This is a genomic window from Curtobacterium sp. Csp2, assembly GCF_013347165.1.
The window spans coordinates 2614731-2630199 of record NZ_CP054593.1; the positions used below are offsets into that span (position 1 = coordinate 2614731).

At 74.0% G+C, this 15469-nt stretch carries 14 protein-coding genes, 1 tRNA gene and 2 pseudogenes; 6 read left to right on the forward strand and 11 right to left on the reverse strand.

Features of this window, described 5'->3' with window-relative positions; genetic code table 11:
- Nucleotides 1–75: 75 nt before the first annotated feature.
- Nucleotides 76–675: a DUF2625 family protein gene (locus HUN59_RS12660; RefSeq protein WP_174778541.1), complete on the reverse strand. Its 600-nt coding sequence runs from the start codon at nt 673–675 to the stop codon at nt 76–78.
- 87 nt (nt 676–762) lie between these two features.
- Between HUN59_RS12660 and HUN59_RS20110 the strand changes: the two are divergent.
- Nucleotides 763–957: pseudogene (locus HUN59_RS20110) on the forward strand (DUF4259 domain-containing protein); the annotation flags it as partial.
- Nucleotides 958–1025: 68 nt separating this feature from the next.
- Nucleotides 1026–1217: pseudogene (locus tag HUN59_RS19755) on the forward strand (DUF4259 domain-containing protein); the annotation flags it as partial.
- Between the two features lie 164 nt (nt 1218–1381).
- Here HUN59_RS19755 and HUN59_RS12670 read toward each other — a convergent pair.
- The 3 genes from HUN59_RS12670 to HUN59_RS12680 all read right to left on the reverse strand — a co-directional run bounded on the left by HUN59_RS12670 (nt 1382) and on the right by HUN59_RS12680 (nt 3011).
- Nucleotides 1382–1455, reverse strand: a tRNA-Pro gene (locus HUN59_RS12670).
- Nucleotides 1456–1602: 147 nt separating this feature from the next.
- Nucleotides 1603–2193, reverse strand: coding sequence for a hypothetical protein (locus HUN59_RS12675; RefSeq protein ID WP_174778543.1), 591 nt, complete (start codon nt 2191–2193; stop codon nt 1603–1605).
- On the reverse strand, nt 2181–3011 hold the full coding sequence (locus HUN59_RS12680; protein WP_174778544.1) for an endonuclease/exonuclease/phosphatase family protein: 831 nt from the start codon (nt 3009–3011) through the stop codon (nt 2181–2183). Before HUN59_RS12680 ends, HUN59_RS12675 begins: the two co-directional genes overlap by 13 nt.
- Before the next feature lie 127 nt (nt 3012–3138).
- Here HUN59_RS12680 and HUN59_RS12685 point away from each other — a divergent pair, with 127 nt between their 5' ends.
- The 3 genes from HUN59_RS12685 to HUN59_RS12695 all read left to right on the forward strand — a co-directional run bounded on the left by HUN59_RS12685 (nt 3139) and on the right by HUN59_RS12695 (nt 7672).
- Complete coding sequence (locus HUN59_RS12685) at nt 3139–3879, forward strand: SGNH/GDSL hydrolase family protein (protein WP_174778545.1); 741 nt, start codon at nt 3139–3141, stop codon at nt 3877–3879.
- Nucleotides 3880–3935: 56 nt separating this feature from the next.
- The gene (locus HUN59_RS12690) at nt 3936–5462 is read left to right on the forward strand and encodes a hypothetical protein (protein WP_174778546.1); all 1527 of its coding nucleotides are present in this window, start codon (nt 3936–3938) and stop codon (nt 5460–5462) included.
- A 77-nt stretch (nt 5463–5539) separates the two neighbouring features.
- Nucleotides 5540–7672, forward strand: coding sequence for a RecQ family ATP-dependent DNA helicase (locus HUN59_RS12695; protein WP_174778547.1), 2133 nt, complete (start codon nt 5540–5542; stop codon nt 7670–7672).
- A 72-nt stretch (nt 7673–7744) separates the two neighbouring features.
- On the opposite strand, the gene HUN59_RS12700 is transcribed toward HUN59_RS12695, so the two are convergent.
- From HUN59_RS12700 to HUN59_RS19760, 7 genes are all read right to left on the reverse strand, one after another.
- Complete coding sequence (locus tag HUN59_RS12700) at nt 7745–8614, reverse strand: oxidoreductase (RefSeq protein ID WP_174778548.1); 870 nt, start codon at nt 8612–8614, stop codon at nt 7745–7747.
- 102 nt (nt 8615–8716) lie between these two features.
- Nucleotides 8717–9250: a hypothetical protein gene (locus HUN59_RS12705; protein ID WP_231050442.1), complete on the reverse strand. Its 534-nt coding sequence runs from the start codon at nt 9248–9250 to the stop codon at nt 8717–8719.
- A gap of 143 nt (nt 9251–9393) precedes the next feature.
- On the reverse strand, nt 9394–10017 hold the full coding sequence (locus HUN59_RS12710) for a hypothetical protein (protein ID WP_174778549.1): 624 nt from the start codon (nt 10015–10017) through the stop codon (nt 9394–9396).
- A gap of 20 nt (nt 10018–10037) precedes the next feature.
- Entirely contained in the window at nt 10038–11561 is a 1524-nt protein-coding gene (gene der, locus HUN59_RS12715; protein ID WP_058743357.1) for a ribosome biogenesis GTPase Der, read from the reverse strand.
- A 102-nt stretch (nt 11562–11663) separates the two neighbouring features.
- Complete coding sequence (gene cmk / locus HUN59_RS12720) at nt 11664–12347, reverse strand: (d)CMP kinase (protein ID WP_254630065.1); 684 nt, start codon at nt 12345–12347, stop codon at nt 11664–11666.
- 179 nt (nt 12348–12526) lie between these two features.
- Nucleotides 12527–13651, reverse strand: coding sequence for a prephenate dehydrogenase (locus HUN59_RS12725; RefSeq protein ID WP_174778550.1), 1125 nt, complete (start codon nt 13649–13651; stop codon nt 12527–12529).
- Nucleotides 13652–13670: 19 nt separating this feature from the next.
- Nucleotides 13671–14471 carry a pseudouridine synthase gene (locus HUN59_RS19760; protein WP_141863279.1) on the reverse strand — a complete coding sequence of 267 codons (801 nt, stop codon included), beginning with the start codon at nt 14469–14471 and terminating at the stop codon, nt 13671–13673.
- Between the two features lie 240 nt (nt 14472–14711).
- On the opposite strand from HUN59_RS19760, the gene HUN59_RS19765 reads away from it, so the two are divergent.
- Entirely contained in the window at nt 14712–15425 is a 714-nt protein-coding gene (locus HUN59_RS19765; RefSeq protein WP_254629875.1) for a hypothetical protein, read from the forward strand.
- Nucleotides 15426–15469 lie beyond the last annotated feature (44 nt).

A 15469-nucleotide genomic window follows, 5' to 3' on the forward strand; every position in this document is an offset into this window, starting at 1 on the left:
TCCGCCCTGTGGTCGGCCGCTCGGGCAGTTCGCTCCACACGAGCACCTCCGGCCATGAGCCGACGCGCCCTCGGCTCAGCCAACGGGCCAGCGATCGCCGACGAGCTCCGTCATGGGCACGTCCCGTCGACTGCTGCGCTCTGGGTCCTTGCCCTCCGCCGTGAACAGCGGCGGGTAGAGCGACATGCCGCGGTCCAGCGCGAGTGCAGCGACCTCCTCGCGCCACCCGTTCCACCGGAACGGCTCGTAGAACTGACCGATCGCATCGGAGAGCATCGCCGCGAGGAACCGGCTGTGCGGGATCTCGAGGTCCTCCCACTCGAGGCTGTCCGGCGCGAAGTAGTGCACGCTGCCGTCACCCGCACCGAGCGCACCGCCGTCGAGTGCGAACACCCCGCCGAGGACGTCGAACGCGACGACGCAGAGCCCGGAGGAGCGCGCGTTGGCTTCGACAACGGACGGGAGGCCCGAACCCGGTCCGCCGAGCAGCCGGAGCCAGCCGTGGTCGACGATGACTCCGCCGGTGTGCGCCACCAGCGCGCCGAGGAATGACCGCTCGGTGAGACCGAGGGAGTCGAGGTCCTCGCTCGACCCGCCCGGCAGGACCTGTGCCGTCGGTGCAGCAGCGAGCGTCTCGGTCAGTTCCGGCCACGCGTCCTGAGCAGCGTTCGTCACGCGAGCGATCGTCCCACGACCCGTGCGGAGCGGTGACCCTCGGCCCGGGATGGCCCCTCCGCACGGTTGTCGTCCTACGCTGGGCAGGTGGGGACGTGGAGCGCAGAACCGGTCGGGAACGACGACGCGGCCGACTTCGTCGCGGAACTCGACGGTCAGCAGCGGTGGACGGTCGTCAAGCGGGCCCTCGCCCGAGCAGAGCGAGCCGGTGAAGGACTCGACAGCGACGACGCCGCCGTCGCCGTGGCTGCGGCAGAGGTCGTCGCGCACGGACTCGGTCGACCGTCGCAGACCGACGCGTACACCGAGGACGTCCAGGACTTCGTCGGCCGCGCACGCAGACCGACGCGTACACCGAGGACGTCCAGGACTTCGTCGGCCGCGCACGCAGACCGAGCCGCCGTCTCGCGGACCGGGCGCTCCGTGCAGTGGCGATCGCCGCGCAGCCCGACGGCGAACTCGCCGAGCTGTGGGCCGAGACCGGGACAACCGAGTGGCAGGACTCGATCGACCGCCTGGTCGCGAACCTCGCGCAGCGCTGACCGAGCAGCCGAACGGGCGAGCCACCGCGGTCGCGTGGTCGGCTCCACGGAGGAGACGGAACCGAACCACTTCTTCCTGCGAACCACGAAGGACTCCGGGACCGCGGCCGCAGCGCACACGACGAAAGCCCCGACGGAACCTGCGTTCCATCGGGGCTTATCGGTCGGGCTGACAGGATTTGAACCTGCGACCCCTTGACCCCCAGTCAAGTGCGCTACCAAGCTGCGCCACAGCCCGTGAGTCCTGACGGACCCGGACCCCATGAGTGGGACCCACCGCCGCGTCCGACCGGAGCGCGAGCAGCCCGTCAAGCATAGCGGACGCCGGACCCCCTCCGCGCCACGGCGCGTCGCGCCGAGGCCCGCCACCCACTGGAACCCACCGTCACCGCCGCCGGACGACCTCCCGCGACGCCGCCAGCCACGGCAGCGCGAACCCGACGAGCAAACCGCCGAGCCCGTCCGCCGCCAGGTCCCCGATCGTGTCGTCGTAGCCGACGAAGATCGCCGAGTCGACGTAGTTGTGCCCGAGCCACTCGCACATCTCCCACACGGCTCCGATCGCGAGCCCCGCGCAGAACACCAGGAGCGCCACGGCCATCCGTCCGGCCTCCGGGGCGTGCGGCACGAGCCGTAGGTCGGCGGCGATCACCGCGAGCAGCGCCGCCAGCAGCCCGGTCAGCACGACGTGCACGACCTTGTCCCACAGGAACACCGACGTGTACCACTCGAGCGCGCTCGACCACCCTGCGAGCAGCACGAGCAGGCAGACGGCCAGGTCGAACGCGGGCCGCAGCCCGAGCGCGCGGGGCACGACGACGCCGAAGAGCGCGAGGGCCATCACCGCGAACGAGGTGCTCCCCCACCCGACGGCGGCGACCGGCACGCTGACGAGCGTCGCAAGCCGCACCACGTCGGCGACGGTGAAGCGCGGCCGCAGGAACGTCGGTCCGAGCGCCGCGATCACGACGCCCACCGCACGACGGCGTGCACGGCCGCGTGGTCGGACGGCCAGACCCCGCCGGGCCTGCGCACGGACACGGCGGCCCGCTCGACGACGGCGTCCTCGGTCACCAGCACCCCGTCGATGCGCCGGCCCCCGACACGCGGACTCCGGTAGTGCGGGTACGTCCCCCACTCCTCGCCGACCAGCCGGGAGGCACGGGGCACGCTGTCGACGACCCCCGCCTCCGCCAGGGCTCGCCACGGCGCGGAGCCCGCAGGACAGTTCCAGTCCGCCATCACGACGGCCGGCAGGCCCCGCTGGCGGACGATCCGGCCGAGGAGCTCCGCCTGCCGCAGGCGCGCCCACGGGGACGCGACGTCGAGGTGCGTCGCGACGGCGAGGAACACGGCGCCGGTCGCGCGGTCCTCGAGGACCGCGCCGACGGCGTGCCGCGGGAACGCGGTCGCCCACGAACGCGACCCGGGTCGCGACGGCGTGCGGGAGAGCGCCCAGGTGCGCCGCTCGACGACCCGGACCCGCTCCCGGTCGAGCAGCAGGCCGACGGCCTCGCCGCCCCCGCGCGCGCCGCGGCCGACGACGACGGGTTCCCAACGCGACCCGAGACGCGACGTGAGGTCCGCGGTCTGCGTGGGCAGCGCCTCCTGGACGGCCAGCACGGTGGGCGCTTCGGAGGTGACGAGCGCGACCACGGCGTCCCGGCGCCGCGCCCACGCGTCCGGGTGGGTCGGCGGTCGCGGGACGCGCCGCCGCAGGTTGAGCGTCATGCAGTGCACGGCGGGAGCCGGGACCGGTCCGATGGTGGGCTGGTCGTCCGGCGGGGCCTGCATGCACCCTGTCTACGAGACGACACCTGTCGGCTTCCCAGGTCGCGCTCCCCATGACCCAGCCATGAAGCGTCCAGCAGTCGGCACAGAGACCGGACAGCGACCGCTCCGGCGACCTACAGTCGAACCCATGCCCTCGACCCGTCCGCTCCTCGCCGCTGCGCTCGTCGCGGTCGTCGCCGGCGTCGGCGTCCTCGGTTGGCACGCCGCCGTCGGACACGAGTCCGTCGCCTCCGCCGCGCGCACCACCGCCGCCGCGAGCCCGACCCCGAGCGCATCGCCCACGCCGACCCCGCCGTCCTTCACGGTGGACAGCGACGTCGTGACGATCGGCGACTCGATCATGGCCGGCTACGGGCTCGACGACTCCGCGGACGCGTGGCCGTCCCTGGTCGGCAAGCAGACCGGCGCGGTCGTGGCGAACGACTCGTGCAGCGGCGCCGGGTTCATCTCGGTCGGCGACTGCGGGACGGACTACGCGGGGCTGATCCAGGGCGCGGTGTCCGCGAAGCCCGAGCTCGTGGTGATCCAGTCGTCGGACAACGACCTCGGCGAGGACCCGACTGCCCTCGCGACGGCCACGATGCAGACCGTGACGCAGCTGCACCAGGCGCTGCCCGACGCGAAGATCGTCGGGTTCAGCACGCTGTGGGACCAGCCGGGCGACGTCCCGGACGAGGTGGCGCAGAGCAGCACCGACCTGCAGCAGGCGCTCGCGACGGTCGGTGGGACGTACATCGACGTCGGCCAGCCGATCGCCGGGCACGCCGACTGGCTGCAGGACGACAGCGAGCACCCGACGGTCGCCGGGCAGCAGCAGCTCGCGGCGGCCTTCCTCGCGGACCTGGAGCGCGCCGGCTTCCACCTCTGAACCGAGCGTTGACGGAGCGTCCAGGTCGCACCCGTGGCCCCCGTTAGGGTGGCCCGATGCGTTCCGGTCGTCCCCTCCGTCCCCTGCTCGCACTCGTCGTCTCCGGGCTCCTGCTCGGTGCCGCCGGGTGCACGGCGGACGCAGCAGACCCGACGGCGACCGAGCTGACCCGTCCCGCCGCCGACGCCGTGCGGGTCGCGGCGTCCGACGACCCCACGACCCGGTCCGTCCAGGTGAGCCGCGCCCTCTTCGCGCATGCACGGGGCGCGGTCGTGGCGCCCGCGGGCGACGAGCGCGCGGTCACCACGGCGGCGAGCGCCGCCCGTCGGGCGCACGTGCCACTGCTGGTGACGCCGTCGGCCGGCCATCCGGCGGCGGCCGAGCGCACTCCGGGCGAGGACGGTTCCTCGCGGGGCGACGCGGCCGTCGCCCCGGAGCTCGCGCGGCTCGGCGCGGACTGGTGCCAGGCCGAGGGCGACGTGTCGGTCGACACCGACGTGCCGGAGCGGGACGCACCGGAGGCGGGCGACGCTGCGGCGGTGGGGCGTGCCTCCCGTCCGGCGACCGTCGTCGTGGCGGACCGCCGGTCGGACGCGCCCGCCGTGGCGACGGCGGAGGCGGCCGGGGCGCACGTGGTCGTGATGCCCGCGGGCGTGACCGACCCCGCGGCGGCGCCGGACGTCGTGTCGACGCTGCACGAGCGCGCGGGGCACCCGACGGTGTTCGCGGGCGCGACGTTCCGCGCGCTGTCGGACCCGGAGTGGACGGTGCGGGCCGCGCAGGGTGGCTGGCAGTTGCCGCACGGCGGGCAGCGGCCGTTCGACGGGCACCGCTGGACGGCGCTGTACGGGGCGCCGGGCGCGCCGGTGCTCGGGGTCCTCGGCGAGCAGGACCCGACGGCGACGGTGCAGCGGGCGGAGCAGCTCGCGGCCTCGTACGACGGCCTCGGCGACGAGCCGGTCTCGCCCGCGCTCGAGGTCATCGCGACCGTCGCGGCCGGCGACCCCGGGGCGGACGGGGACTACTCGCGCGAGCTCCCGGTGTCGACGCTGCAGCCGTACGTCGACGCCGCGCGGCGGGCGGGGATGCCCGTGGTGCTCGACCTGCAGCCCGGGCGCTCGGACTTCCTGTCGCAGGCGAAGCGCTACGAGTCCCTGCTGCGGGAGCCGAACGTGTGGCTCGCGCTCGACCCGGAGTGGCGGCTCGGGCCGGACCAGGTGCCGCTCCGGCAGATCGGGAGCGTCTCGGCGGACGAGGTCGACCGGGTGTCGTCGTGGCTCGCCGCACTCGTCCGTCAGCACGGCCTGCCACCGAAGGCCCTGGTCCTGCACCAGTTCCGGCTGTCGATGATCCAGGACCGGGCGTCGCTGACGCAGCACCCCGAGCTCGACCTGCTCGTGCACGTCGACGGGCAGGGGTCGCAGCCGGACAAGCAGGCGACGTGGAAGGCGCTGCACCAGGACGCGCCGGCGGGGGTGCACTGGGGCTGGAAGAACTTCATCGACGAGGACACGCCCATGCTCACCCCGGAGCAGACGATGGCGGACGTGACGCCGACGCCGTCGCTCATCACCTACCAGTAGCGGGTCGCGTCGCCGGGTTGTCCACAGTCGGGAGGATCGGGGCTGGTTCCGTCGGTCGGTGCTGACAGCATGGGGGCATGGACACGACCACCGCGCAGCCGTCCGCCGCGATCGCCGCCGAGGCACAGCAGGCCCTCGCCGCCCTGACCGGCCGGCCGGACGCGGTCTTCCACCCCGGCCAGCTCGAGGCGATCTCGGCCCTCGTCGAGCACCGGCAGCGTGCGCTCGTCGTGCAGCGCACCGGGTGGGGCAAGTCCGCCGTGTACTTCCTCGCGACGCTGCTGCTCCGGCGTCGGGGCGGTGGGCCGACCGTGCTCGTCTCCCCTCTCCTGGCGCTCATGCGGGACCAGGTCGCCGCGGCCGCCCGGGCCGGGGTGCGTGCCGTGTCGATCAACTCCGTGAACGCGCACGAGTGGGCGGACACGCAGGCTGCCCTCGCCCGGGACGAGGTCGACGTGCTCCTCGTGTCGCCGGAGCGGCTCAACAACCCCCGGTTCCGCGACGAGCAGCTCCCGACGCTCGTGGCGCGGATGGGGATGCTCGTGGTGGACGAGGCGCACTGCATCTCGGACTGGGGCCACGACTTCCGGCCGGACTACCGACGGCTCGCGGAGCTCATCCGCTCCCTGCCGCACGGGGTCCCCGTCCTCGCCACCACCGCCACCGCGAACGAGCGCGTGGTCGAGGACGTCGCCGAGCAGCTCACCGCGGGCCCCGCCGACCCGGTGTTCACCATCCGCGGGTCGCTCGCCCGTGCGTCGCTCCGGCTCGGGGTCCTGACGCTGCCGGACGCCCGACAGCGGCTCGGGTGGTTGCTCGCGCACCTCGCCGAGCTGCCCGGGAGCGGGATCGTCTACACGCTCACGGTCTCCGGGGCCGAGGACATCGCGCGGCTCCTGCGCGAGAACGGGTACGCCGTCCGTGCGTACACGGGGCGCACCGACAACGAGGAGCGCGAACAGCTCGAGCAGCAGCTCAAGGCGAACGAGCTCAAGGCCCTCGTCGCGACCAGCGCGCTCGGGATGGGCTTCGACAAGCCGGACCTCGGGTTCGTCGTGCACGTCGGGGCGCCGTCCTCCCCCGTGGCGTACTACCAGCAGATCGGTCGCGCTGGACGTGCGACCGACAACGCCGACGTCCTGCTCCTGCCCGGGCGCGAGGACCAGGAGATCTGGCAGTACTTCGCCAGCGCCTCCATGCCGACCGAGTCCCGCGCCGCCGCGGTGCTCGGCGCCCTGTCCACCGACACCGCGATGTCCACCGTCGCGCTCGAGGGGCTGGTCGACGTCAAGCGGTCGACGCTCGAACTCCTGCTCAAGGTGCTCGACGTCGACGGGGCCGTGCGCCGCGTCGCCGGGGGCTGGGTGTCCACTGGCCAGCCGTGGCAGTACGACGCCGCCCGGTACGAGCGCGTCGCTGCCGCCCGCGCGGCGGAGGCGTCCTCGATGCTCGCGTACGAGTCGACCACGGCGTGCCGGATGCAGCTGCTGCAGCAGGACCTCGACGACCCGTCGGCCGAGCCGTGCGGTCGGTGCGACAACTGCGCGGGCGTCTGGTACCCGACCGCGGTCTCGGACTCCGACACCTCCGGTGCTGCCGCCGCCCTCGACCGGGTCGGGGTCGAGGTCGCACCGCGCGCCCAGTGGCCGTCGGGCATGTCGGCGCTCGGCGTCCCGGTGAAGGGGCGGATCCCGGCCGGCGAGCTCGTGGAGCCGGGTCGGGCGATCGCCCGGCTGACGGACCTCGGGTGGGGCGGCCCCCTGCGCACGCTCTTCGCGCCGTCGACACCGGACGACCCCGTGTCGAAGGCGCTCGTCGACGGGTGCGTCCGGGCGCTCAAGGACTGGCCGTGGGCCGAGCGGCCGACCGGTGTGGTCGCGATGTCGTCGCGGTCGCGGCCGGAGCTCGTGGCCTCGCTCGCGCAGGCGCTGTCGACGATCGGTCGCCTGCGGTTCCTCGGCACGCTCGGGCGGAGCGGGGGCGAGCCGCGCGGGGACGGTGCGACGAACAGCGCGTACCGGTTGGCCGGGGTCTGGGACACGTTCGTGGTCGACCCCGAGCTCGAGGCTGCGCTGCAGGCGCACGAGGGGCCGGTGCTGCTCGTGGACGACCTGGTGGACAGCCGGTGGACGGTGACGGTCGCGGGGCGGGAGCTCCGGCGGGCGGGGGCGGACGCCGTACTGCCGTTCGCGCTCGCCACGGTCGCCTGACACCGAGTTCGGTCGGCCGGGCTCGGCCGGTCGGGCTCCGGCGGTCGGGCTCCGGCGGTCAGGATCCGGCGGTCATGCGGCGGCGATCGCGTCCAGTTCGGCGAGTGCGTCCGACGGCAGGGTGATGCCTGCGCCGGCGACGTTCGCGCGGAGGTGCTCCACCGACGACGTCCCGGGGATCAGCAGGATGTTCGGCGAGCGCTGCAGCAGCCACGCGAGCGCCACCGACAGCCGCGACTCCCCCAGACGCTCGGCGACGGCGTCGAGGGCGCCGGACTGGATCGGCGAGAAGCCGCCGAGCGGGAAGTAGGGCACGAAGGCGATCCCCTCCGCCGCGGTCAGGTCGACCAGGTCGTCGTCCGCCCGCTGCGCCACGTTGTACATGTTCTGGACGCAGACGACGGGCGCGATGCGGAGCGCCTCGAGGAGCTGCGCGGCGGTGACGGTCGACAGGCCGAGGTGACGGATCAGCCCCTGCTGGCGGAGTTCCGCGAGCGCCTCGAACTGCGGTGCGATGCTCCCGGCCTCCGGGGCGTCGAACCCGCCGACCCGGAGGTTCACGACGTCGAGCTGCTCGAGCCCGAGTCGCTCGAGGTTCGCGTGCACGTCCTCGACCAGCTGCTCGGGCTTCCGCGCCGGCGGCCACTGCCCCTTCGCGTTCCGCCGCGACCCGACCTTCGTCACGATGTGCAGGTCGTCCGCGTACGGGTGCAGTGCCTCGCGGATGATCTCGTTCGTGACGTGCGGGCCGTAGAAGTCCGCCGTGTCGATGTGGGTGATGCCGAGCTCGACCGCCGTGCGGAGCACGCGGACGGCCTCGTCCCGGTCGGCCGGCGGCCCGAACACCTGCGGTCCGGCGAGCTGCATGGCGCCGTACCCGAACCGGGTGACCTCGAGGTCGCCGAGGTCGTACGTGCCGCCGGGGAGCGTGTCGTTCGTCATGCCTCGACGATGCTCCTCGCTCCCCGGTCGTGCCCGGCAGCGCGTACCCCGAGTCTCGGGTTCCGCGACGAGTCTCAGCGCCGGCGGCGCGTGACTCGTCGGTCAGGGTGAGACTCGGCCGCCGCGAGTTCCGTGTCGCGCCGGCTTCGGGAACGTCGCCCGCATGTGGTCGCTCGTCAGCACGTCCCCGATGCCGATCATCAGCAGCGAGAACACGATCTGCTCGATCACCATCCAGAACGGGTACAGCCCCGGGATCGCCGCGACGACGAGCGTCACGACGGGGAAGATCCGGCTGAACAACCGCAGCCGCTGGTACGCCCAGTAGTAGCCGAGCTGCGCCCGCCAGGCGAACACGTACAGCGTCAGGGTGATGAGGAGCACGACGGTGGCGCGGAACCAGACCGCCCACGGGACCGTCTCTCCCGCACGGGTCAGCAGCACGGCCACGACGATCGCCGCCAGGCCGACCACGGTCTCGGCGACGAGCAGCCACCGGATCCACCGGAAGGACCGGACCGTGTCGGGGTGCGCGAGCATGTCCTCGCGGATGACGTAACCGGCCTGACGGCCGCCGGCGAGACGGTCCAGCTGCAGCCGACACCACAGACGGTCGGCGAGGACGGGGAGACGCACGAGTCCATGGTGCCGCATCCGGCGGGGCGGACCCGCACCTCGCCTCCCGGTCGGACCGGCGGGCCGCACGACAGGCGGCACGACATGCGGCACGACCGGCCGCGCGACGGCCAGCAGGACAGGCCGCACGAGCGCCGCGGTCGTCAGGCGGGGAGCAGGACGGCGCGCCCCAGCACGACGCCGCTGGCGGCGTCCGCCACGACGACCGACCGGACGTCCGTCGGGATCCCGGACAGGTCCGACAAAACGATCGGCGAGGACAAGTCGTCGGCGGAGAGCTCGACCAGCGCGTCGGCGACGTCGATGTGTCCCGGCGACGGGCCGTCGCCGTGCACCTGTTGCGAGAGCAGCACGACCACGGACGGGTGTCCAGGAGCGACGACCACGTCACGCAGCGCGATCGTCACCTCGGAGCTCGCGGTCGCCCCGACCCGGACCCGACCGGATGCACCGCCGGCAGCGGGCACGAGGTCGCCCTCGAGCGGCAGCGCCTGCACCACCCAGTCCCGGACGGCGCGCGGAACCGGCGCCGCGGACTGCTGCGGCACGGGCGCACCGAGCGCGTTGCCGACGCGCACGTCCTGCGTCGCCGCAGCGGACGGCTGGGGGACGGACCACGGCTGCACACTGCTGACCCGACCGCCGTCCCGTTCGGACCCGGTCGCGAGGAACACGCCCCCGCTCGCGACGACCCCGACGATCGCGAGCACGACGACGGCGAGCAGGACGGCGACCGTTCCCGGTCCCCGTCGTGCTCGCCGTCGCACCCCCTGCCCCCGCAGTCCCGCTAGGAGCGCTTCCGCCGCTCGCGGACGCGCATGTTGACGTTGATCGGGGTGCCCTCGAAGCCCCACACCTCGCGGAGCCGGCGCGTGATGAAGCGGCGGTACTGCGGGTCGAGGAACGCCGAGGTGAACAGGACGAACGTCGGCGGCTGGCTCGACGCCTGCGTCCCGAACAGGATGCGCGGCTGCTTGCCACCGCGGACCGGGTGCGGGTGCTCCTGCACGAGCTCGGCGATGAAGGCGTTGACCTTGCCGGTCGGGATGCGGGTGTCCCACGACTCGAGCGCGGTCTCGAGCGCCGGGACGAGCTTCTCGAGGTGCCGACCGGTGCGGGCCGAGATGTTCACGCGGGGCGCCCAGGCGACGTGCGCCAGGTCCTGCTCGATCTCGCGCTCCAGGTAGCGGCGACGGTCGTCGTCGAGCAGGTCCCACTTGTTGTAGGCGAGCACGAGTGCACGGCCGGACTCGAGCACCAGGTCGATGATGCGCAGGTCCTGCGTCGAGATCGGCTCGGTGACGTCGAGGACCACGACGGCGACCTCGGCCTTCTCGAGCGCGGCGGTCGTGCGGAGCGACGCGTAGAAGTCGGCGCCCTGCTGCAGGTGCACGCGCTTCCGGATGCCGGCGGTGTCGACGAAGCGCCAGACCTTGCCGCCGAGCTCGATCTGCTCGTCCACCGGGTCGCGCGTGGTCCCGGCGAGGTCGTTGACGACCACGCGCTCCTCGCCCGCCGCTTTGTTGAGCAGCGAGCTCTTGCCGACGTTCGGGCGGCCGAGGATCGCGACGCGGCGGGGCCCGCCGACCTCTTGCTTGGCGACGGCCGAGGTGTCCGGCAGCGTCTTGATGATCAGGTCCATCAGGTCCGCGACGCCGCGGCCGTGCAGCGCGGAGACCGGGTGCGGCTCGCCGAGGCCCAGGTTCCACAGCTCGAAGGCGTCGAGGTCGCGGCGGTCGTCGTCGGCCTTGTTCGCCACGACGATGACCGGACGGTCGGTGCCGCGGAGCATCTTGACGACGTGCTCGTCCGTGGCGGTGATGCCGACGGTGACGTCCACGACGAACAGCACGGCGTCGGCGAGGTCGACCGCGACCTCGGCCTGCGCCGCGACCGAGGCGTTGATGCCCCGGGCGTCGGGCTCCCACCCGCCGGTGTCGACGAGGGTGAAGCGCTTGTCGTTCCACTCGGCCTTGTACGAGACGCGGTCGCGGGTGACACCGGGGACGTCCTGCACGACGGCCTCGCGACGACCGATGATGCGGTTCACGAGCGCCGACTTGCCGACGTTCGGGCGGCCGACGATCGCGAGCACCGGGTACGCCGGCAGGTAGTGGACGCCGTCCTCGCCGAGTTCGCCGGCGTCGAGGAGCGCGACGTCCTCGTCGTCCAGCTCGTACTCGTCGAGTCCGGCACGGAGCGCGTTGGCCCGCTGGTCCGCCTCGGCGTCGTCGAGGCCGGCGAGTCGCTCACCGAGGGCGTCGTCGTACTCCGGGAAGTCGTCGTTGTCGTGGCTGTCCTGCTGGGCCATGTGGTTTCCTCGCGTGCGGCCGGAACCGCGGGTTCGGTGGCCGATGTCGGCCGGGCCGGTCACCCGGCTGTGGGGACCGGACGGGAGCCGTCCGGTCGTGCGTCAGTGCGTGGCCGCGCGGGCCAGGTCGACGACCGCCTGCACGGTCTGGTCGAAGTCGAGGTCGGTGGAGTCGAGCGTCGTGACGCCGTCCGCGGCGTTCATGAAGTCGACGACCTTCGCGTCCGCCGCGTCGCGACGAGCGAGTGCGGCGGAGGTCTCGGCGGCCGACTGGGTCGTGACCTCAGCCGAGCGTCGAGCCATCCTAACCGACTCGTCCGCCGTCAGCAGGATCCGGACCTCGGCATCGGGCGCGACGACCGTGGTGATGTCCCGGCCCTCGGTGATGATCCCCTGCCCGTCGGCCTTCCGCATCACCTGGCGGAAGAGCTGCACGAGCCGCTGGCGGACCTCCGGGAGCTTCGCGATGTGCGCCACCGCGGCGGTGACCTCCGGGGTGCGGATCGCGTCCGTCACGTCGGTGCCGCCGACGCGCACGAAGTAGTCGTCGGGGTCGGTGCCGATCGCGTAGTCGAACGTCTCCCAGCTCGCGAGCACCGCCGCGGCGTCATCGAGGTCGACCCGCTGCTGCAGGGCGTGCCAGGCGAGCGCGCGGTAGGCCGCACCGGTGTCCTGGTACCCGAAGCCGAGCACGCGGGCCGCGGCGCGGGAGACACTCGACTTGCCGCTGCCGGCGGGACCGTCCACCGCGATCACGGTCTTCGCGACGAAGGCGCCCTCGGGCAGTCCGGCGGGGACCGGCGCGCTCGTCGAACCGGGCTCGCCGCCGCCCTGGCCGTCGAGGCCGCCCGCGACGTCGCCGCCGAGGGGGCCGCTGGGGTCGCCGGGGGTCGGCAGGCCGGTGTCCGGTCCGTCCGGACCGCCGGTGACTCCGGACTCGTGCACGGTCGGGGTCGTCTCGTCGTTCAGGCCCATGCTGCTGCGATCCTCCATCCGCGACCGTCGAGCTCGTCGACGAGTCGCTGTTCCTGCTCTGGGACGACCGACACCTCGACGATGCCGATCGGTGCGCCCGGTGAGTGCTCGAGGCGCATGTCCTCGAGGTTGATGCCGATCTCCCCGATGAACGTCAGGAGGGCGGCGAGCTGCCCGGGAGTGTCGTCGATCAGGACGACCACCCGGGCGAAGCGTCTGGTGGTGCCGTGCTTGCCGGGGAGCCGCTCGACCCCGCGGTTGCCGGCGGCGATGGTCTCGGCGATGGTCCGCGGCGACCCCGTACCGTCCGGGTCGTCGAGGGCGTGCATCACGCGGTCCAGGTCGTCGCGGAGGTCCGCGAGCACCGGGCGGATGCGCGCCGCGTTGGCGCCGATGATCTGCACCCAGAGTCCAGGGTCGCTCGCCGCGATCCGCGTGACGTCCCGGACACCGCCGCCGGCGAGGTCGAGCGAGCCCTCCGGTGCGTCCTGCAGCCGCGCGGCCATGAGCGTCGAGACGAGCTGCGGGGCGTGCGAGACGTAGGCGACGGCCTGGTCGTGCGACTCCGGCGCCATCGGCACGACCGTGGCACCGACGTCGAGCGCCAGGTCCTCGACCACGGCGGCGCGCTGGTACGTGATCGCGTCGTGGCCGGCGATCACCCACGGCCGTCCGACGAACAGGTCCGCGCGCGCGGCGGTCGGCCCGGAGCGCTCCCGCCCCGCCATCGGGTGCGACCCGATGTAGCGGGAGACGTCGGCGCCTGCCGCCACGAGCCGGTCGAGCGGTCCGGTCTTCACGCTCGCCACGTCCGTGACGACCGCACGCGGGTAGGCCGCGAGCTCGCGCTCGACGACGGCGGCCACGACGTCCGGCGGCACCGCGACGACGACGAGCTCCGGGTCGTCCCCGTCGGCGGGACGACGACCGGCGCCGTAGTCCACGGCGAGCGCCAGGGCGGCCGGGGACACGTCGTCGAGGACGACGTCGACGCCCTTCTCGCGCAGCGCCAGTCCGATCGATGCCCCGAGGAGCCCGGCGCCGACGACGCGCACGGGTCCGCGGAGCCGCCGGTCGATGTCCGGTTCGGCGAGCGGTGCGGGGGCGTCGGTCACCCGGCAAGCCTACCGACGGTCAGTCGGCGGACTCCTCGTCCGGACCGGCCTGTGCAGAACCCCGGGCCTCACGCGCGATGCGGAGGAGCTTGCCGAGTTCCACGGTGGACAGCTCGCGCGTCTTGCCGACGGGCAGCGACCCGAGGTGCAGCGGACCGAACGACCGACGCACCAGGTCGGTCACCGGGTGGTCGACCGCCTCGAGCATGCGACGGACGATCCGGTTGCGCCCGGAGTGCAGCGTGATCTCGACGAGCGACTCGCCCTTCGCCGACTCGAGCAGCCGGACCTTGTCCGCCGCGATCGGCCCGTCCTCGAGCTCGACGCCGTCGAGCAGGCGCTGGACGGTCCCTGGGTTCACGTTGCCGCGGACCTTCGCGATGTACGTCTTCGTGATGCCGAACGACGGGTGCGCGAGCACGTGCGCCAGGTCGCCGTCGTTCGTCAGCACGAGCAGCCCCGAGGTCTCGGCGTCGAGCCGGCCGACGTTGAACAGGCGCTCCTCGTAGCGGTCGACGAACTCGGACAGGTCGCGCCGGCCCCGTTCGTCCTGCAGGCTCGACACGATCCCGACCGGCTTGTTGAGCAGGACGTACCGCCGCGAGGCGTCGCCCTGCACCGGCACGCCGTCGACCGCGATCTCGTCGGTCGCCGGGTCGACCCGGCGACCGAGCGCGTCGACGACCTCGCCGTTGACCGTCACGCGACCCTCGACGATCAGGTTCTCCGCGACCCGTCGGGACGCCACGCCCGCAGCGGCGATCACCTTCTGCAGGCGCTCACCGTCGGCCTGGAGGCTCGCCCCGGCCCCGCCGGACACGGTCGCCCCCGACGCGTCCCAATCCGGGATCACGGGGCGCTCGGGCGTGCCCTCGAGCGGTGCGCCCTGGGGGTCGCGGGCACCCTCCGGGTGCGGCGTCGTGTCCGCGCGCGGCGCGGTGCCGCGGCTGCCGACGGCACGGTTCCCGGCGCCGCGGTTCCCGACGCCGCGGTTCCCGACGCCACTCGGGCGGTCGGCGTTCCGGGCGGTCGTGGTGCCGCCGACGTAGCGGCGGCCGTTGTGCCAGACGGTGCTCGGGCGACCGTCGGGGCTGCGGCGGTCCTCGCGGGCGGGATCACGGCGGTCGTCGCGCCGGTCGTCGCGGCGGTCGTTGCGCCGGTCGTCTCGGCGTCCGCTGTCGCGGCGGTCTCCCCCGCGTCGGTCGTCATCGCGCCCGCGGTACCCGCCACCGGCGAGGTCGTCGCGCCCGCGGTACCCACCGCCGGCGCGGTCGTCGCGTCCGCGGTACCCGCCGCCGGCGCGGTCGTCGCGGCCACGGGGTGCGCCGCGTTCGTCGTCGCGTCGGACGAGCCCGCCGCGCTCGCTCGCGCGCCGGTCCTCGCCGCGCCCGACGAAGCGGCCGCGGTCCTCCTCGCGCCGGTCGTCGCGGCCGCGGTACCCACCGGCGGGACGCTCGTCCCGCCCGCGGTACCCACCAGCGGGACGCTCGTCCCGCCCGCGGTACCCACCAGCCGGACGCTCGCCCCGCCCGCGGTACCCACCAGCCGGACGCTCGTCCCGCCCGCGGTACCCACCAGCCGGACGCTCGCCCCGCCCGCGGTACCCACCAGCCGGACGCTCGTCACGCCCGCGGTACCCGCCACGGTCCGACCCGCCGCGCTCGTCGCGGCCCCGGTACCCACCGGTACCGCGGTCGTCACGCCCGCGGTACCCACCGCGGTCGTCGCCGGACCGGCCACCCGCGCGACCGGAGCCGGCGGTGCGGTCGCGTGACGCGCCTCCAGGCCGGCTGTCGCGACCGGAACCGGCGCGGTCTC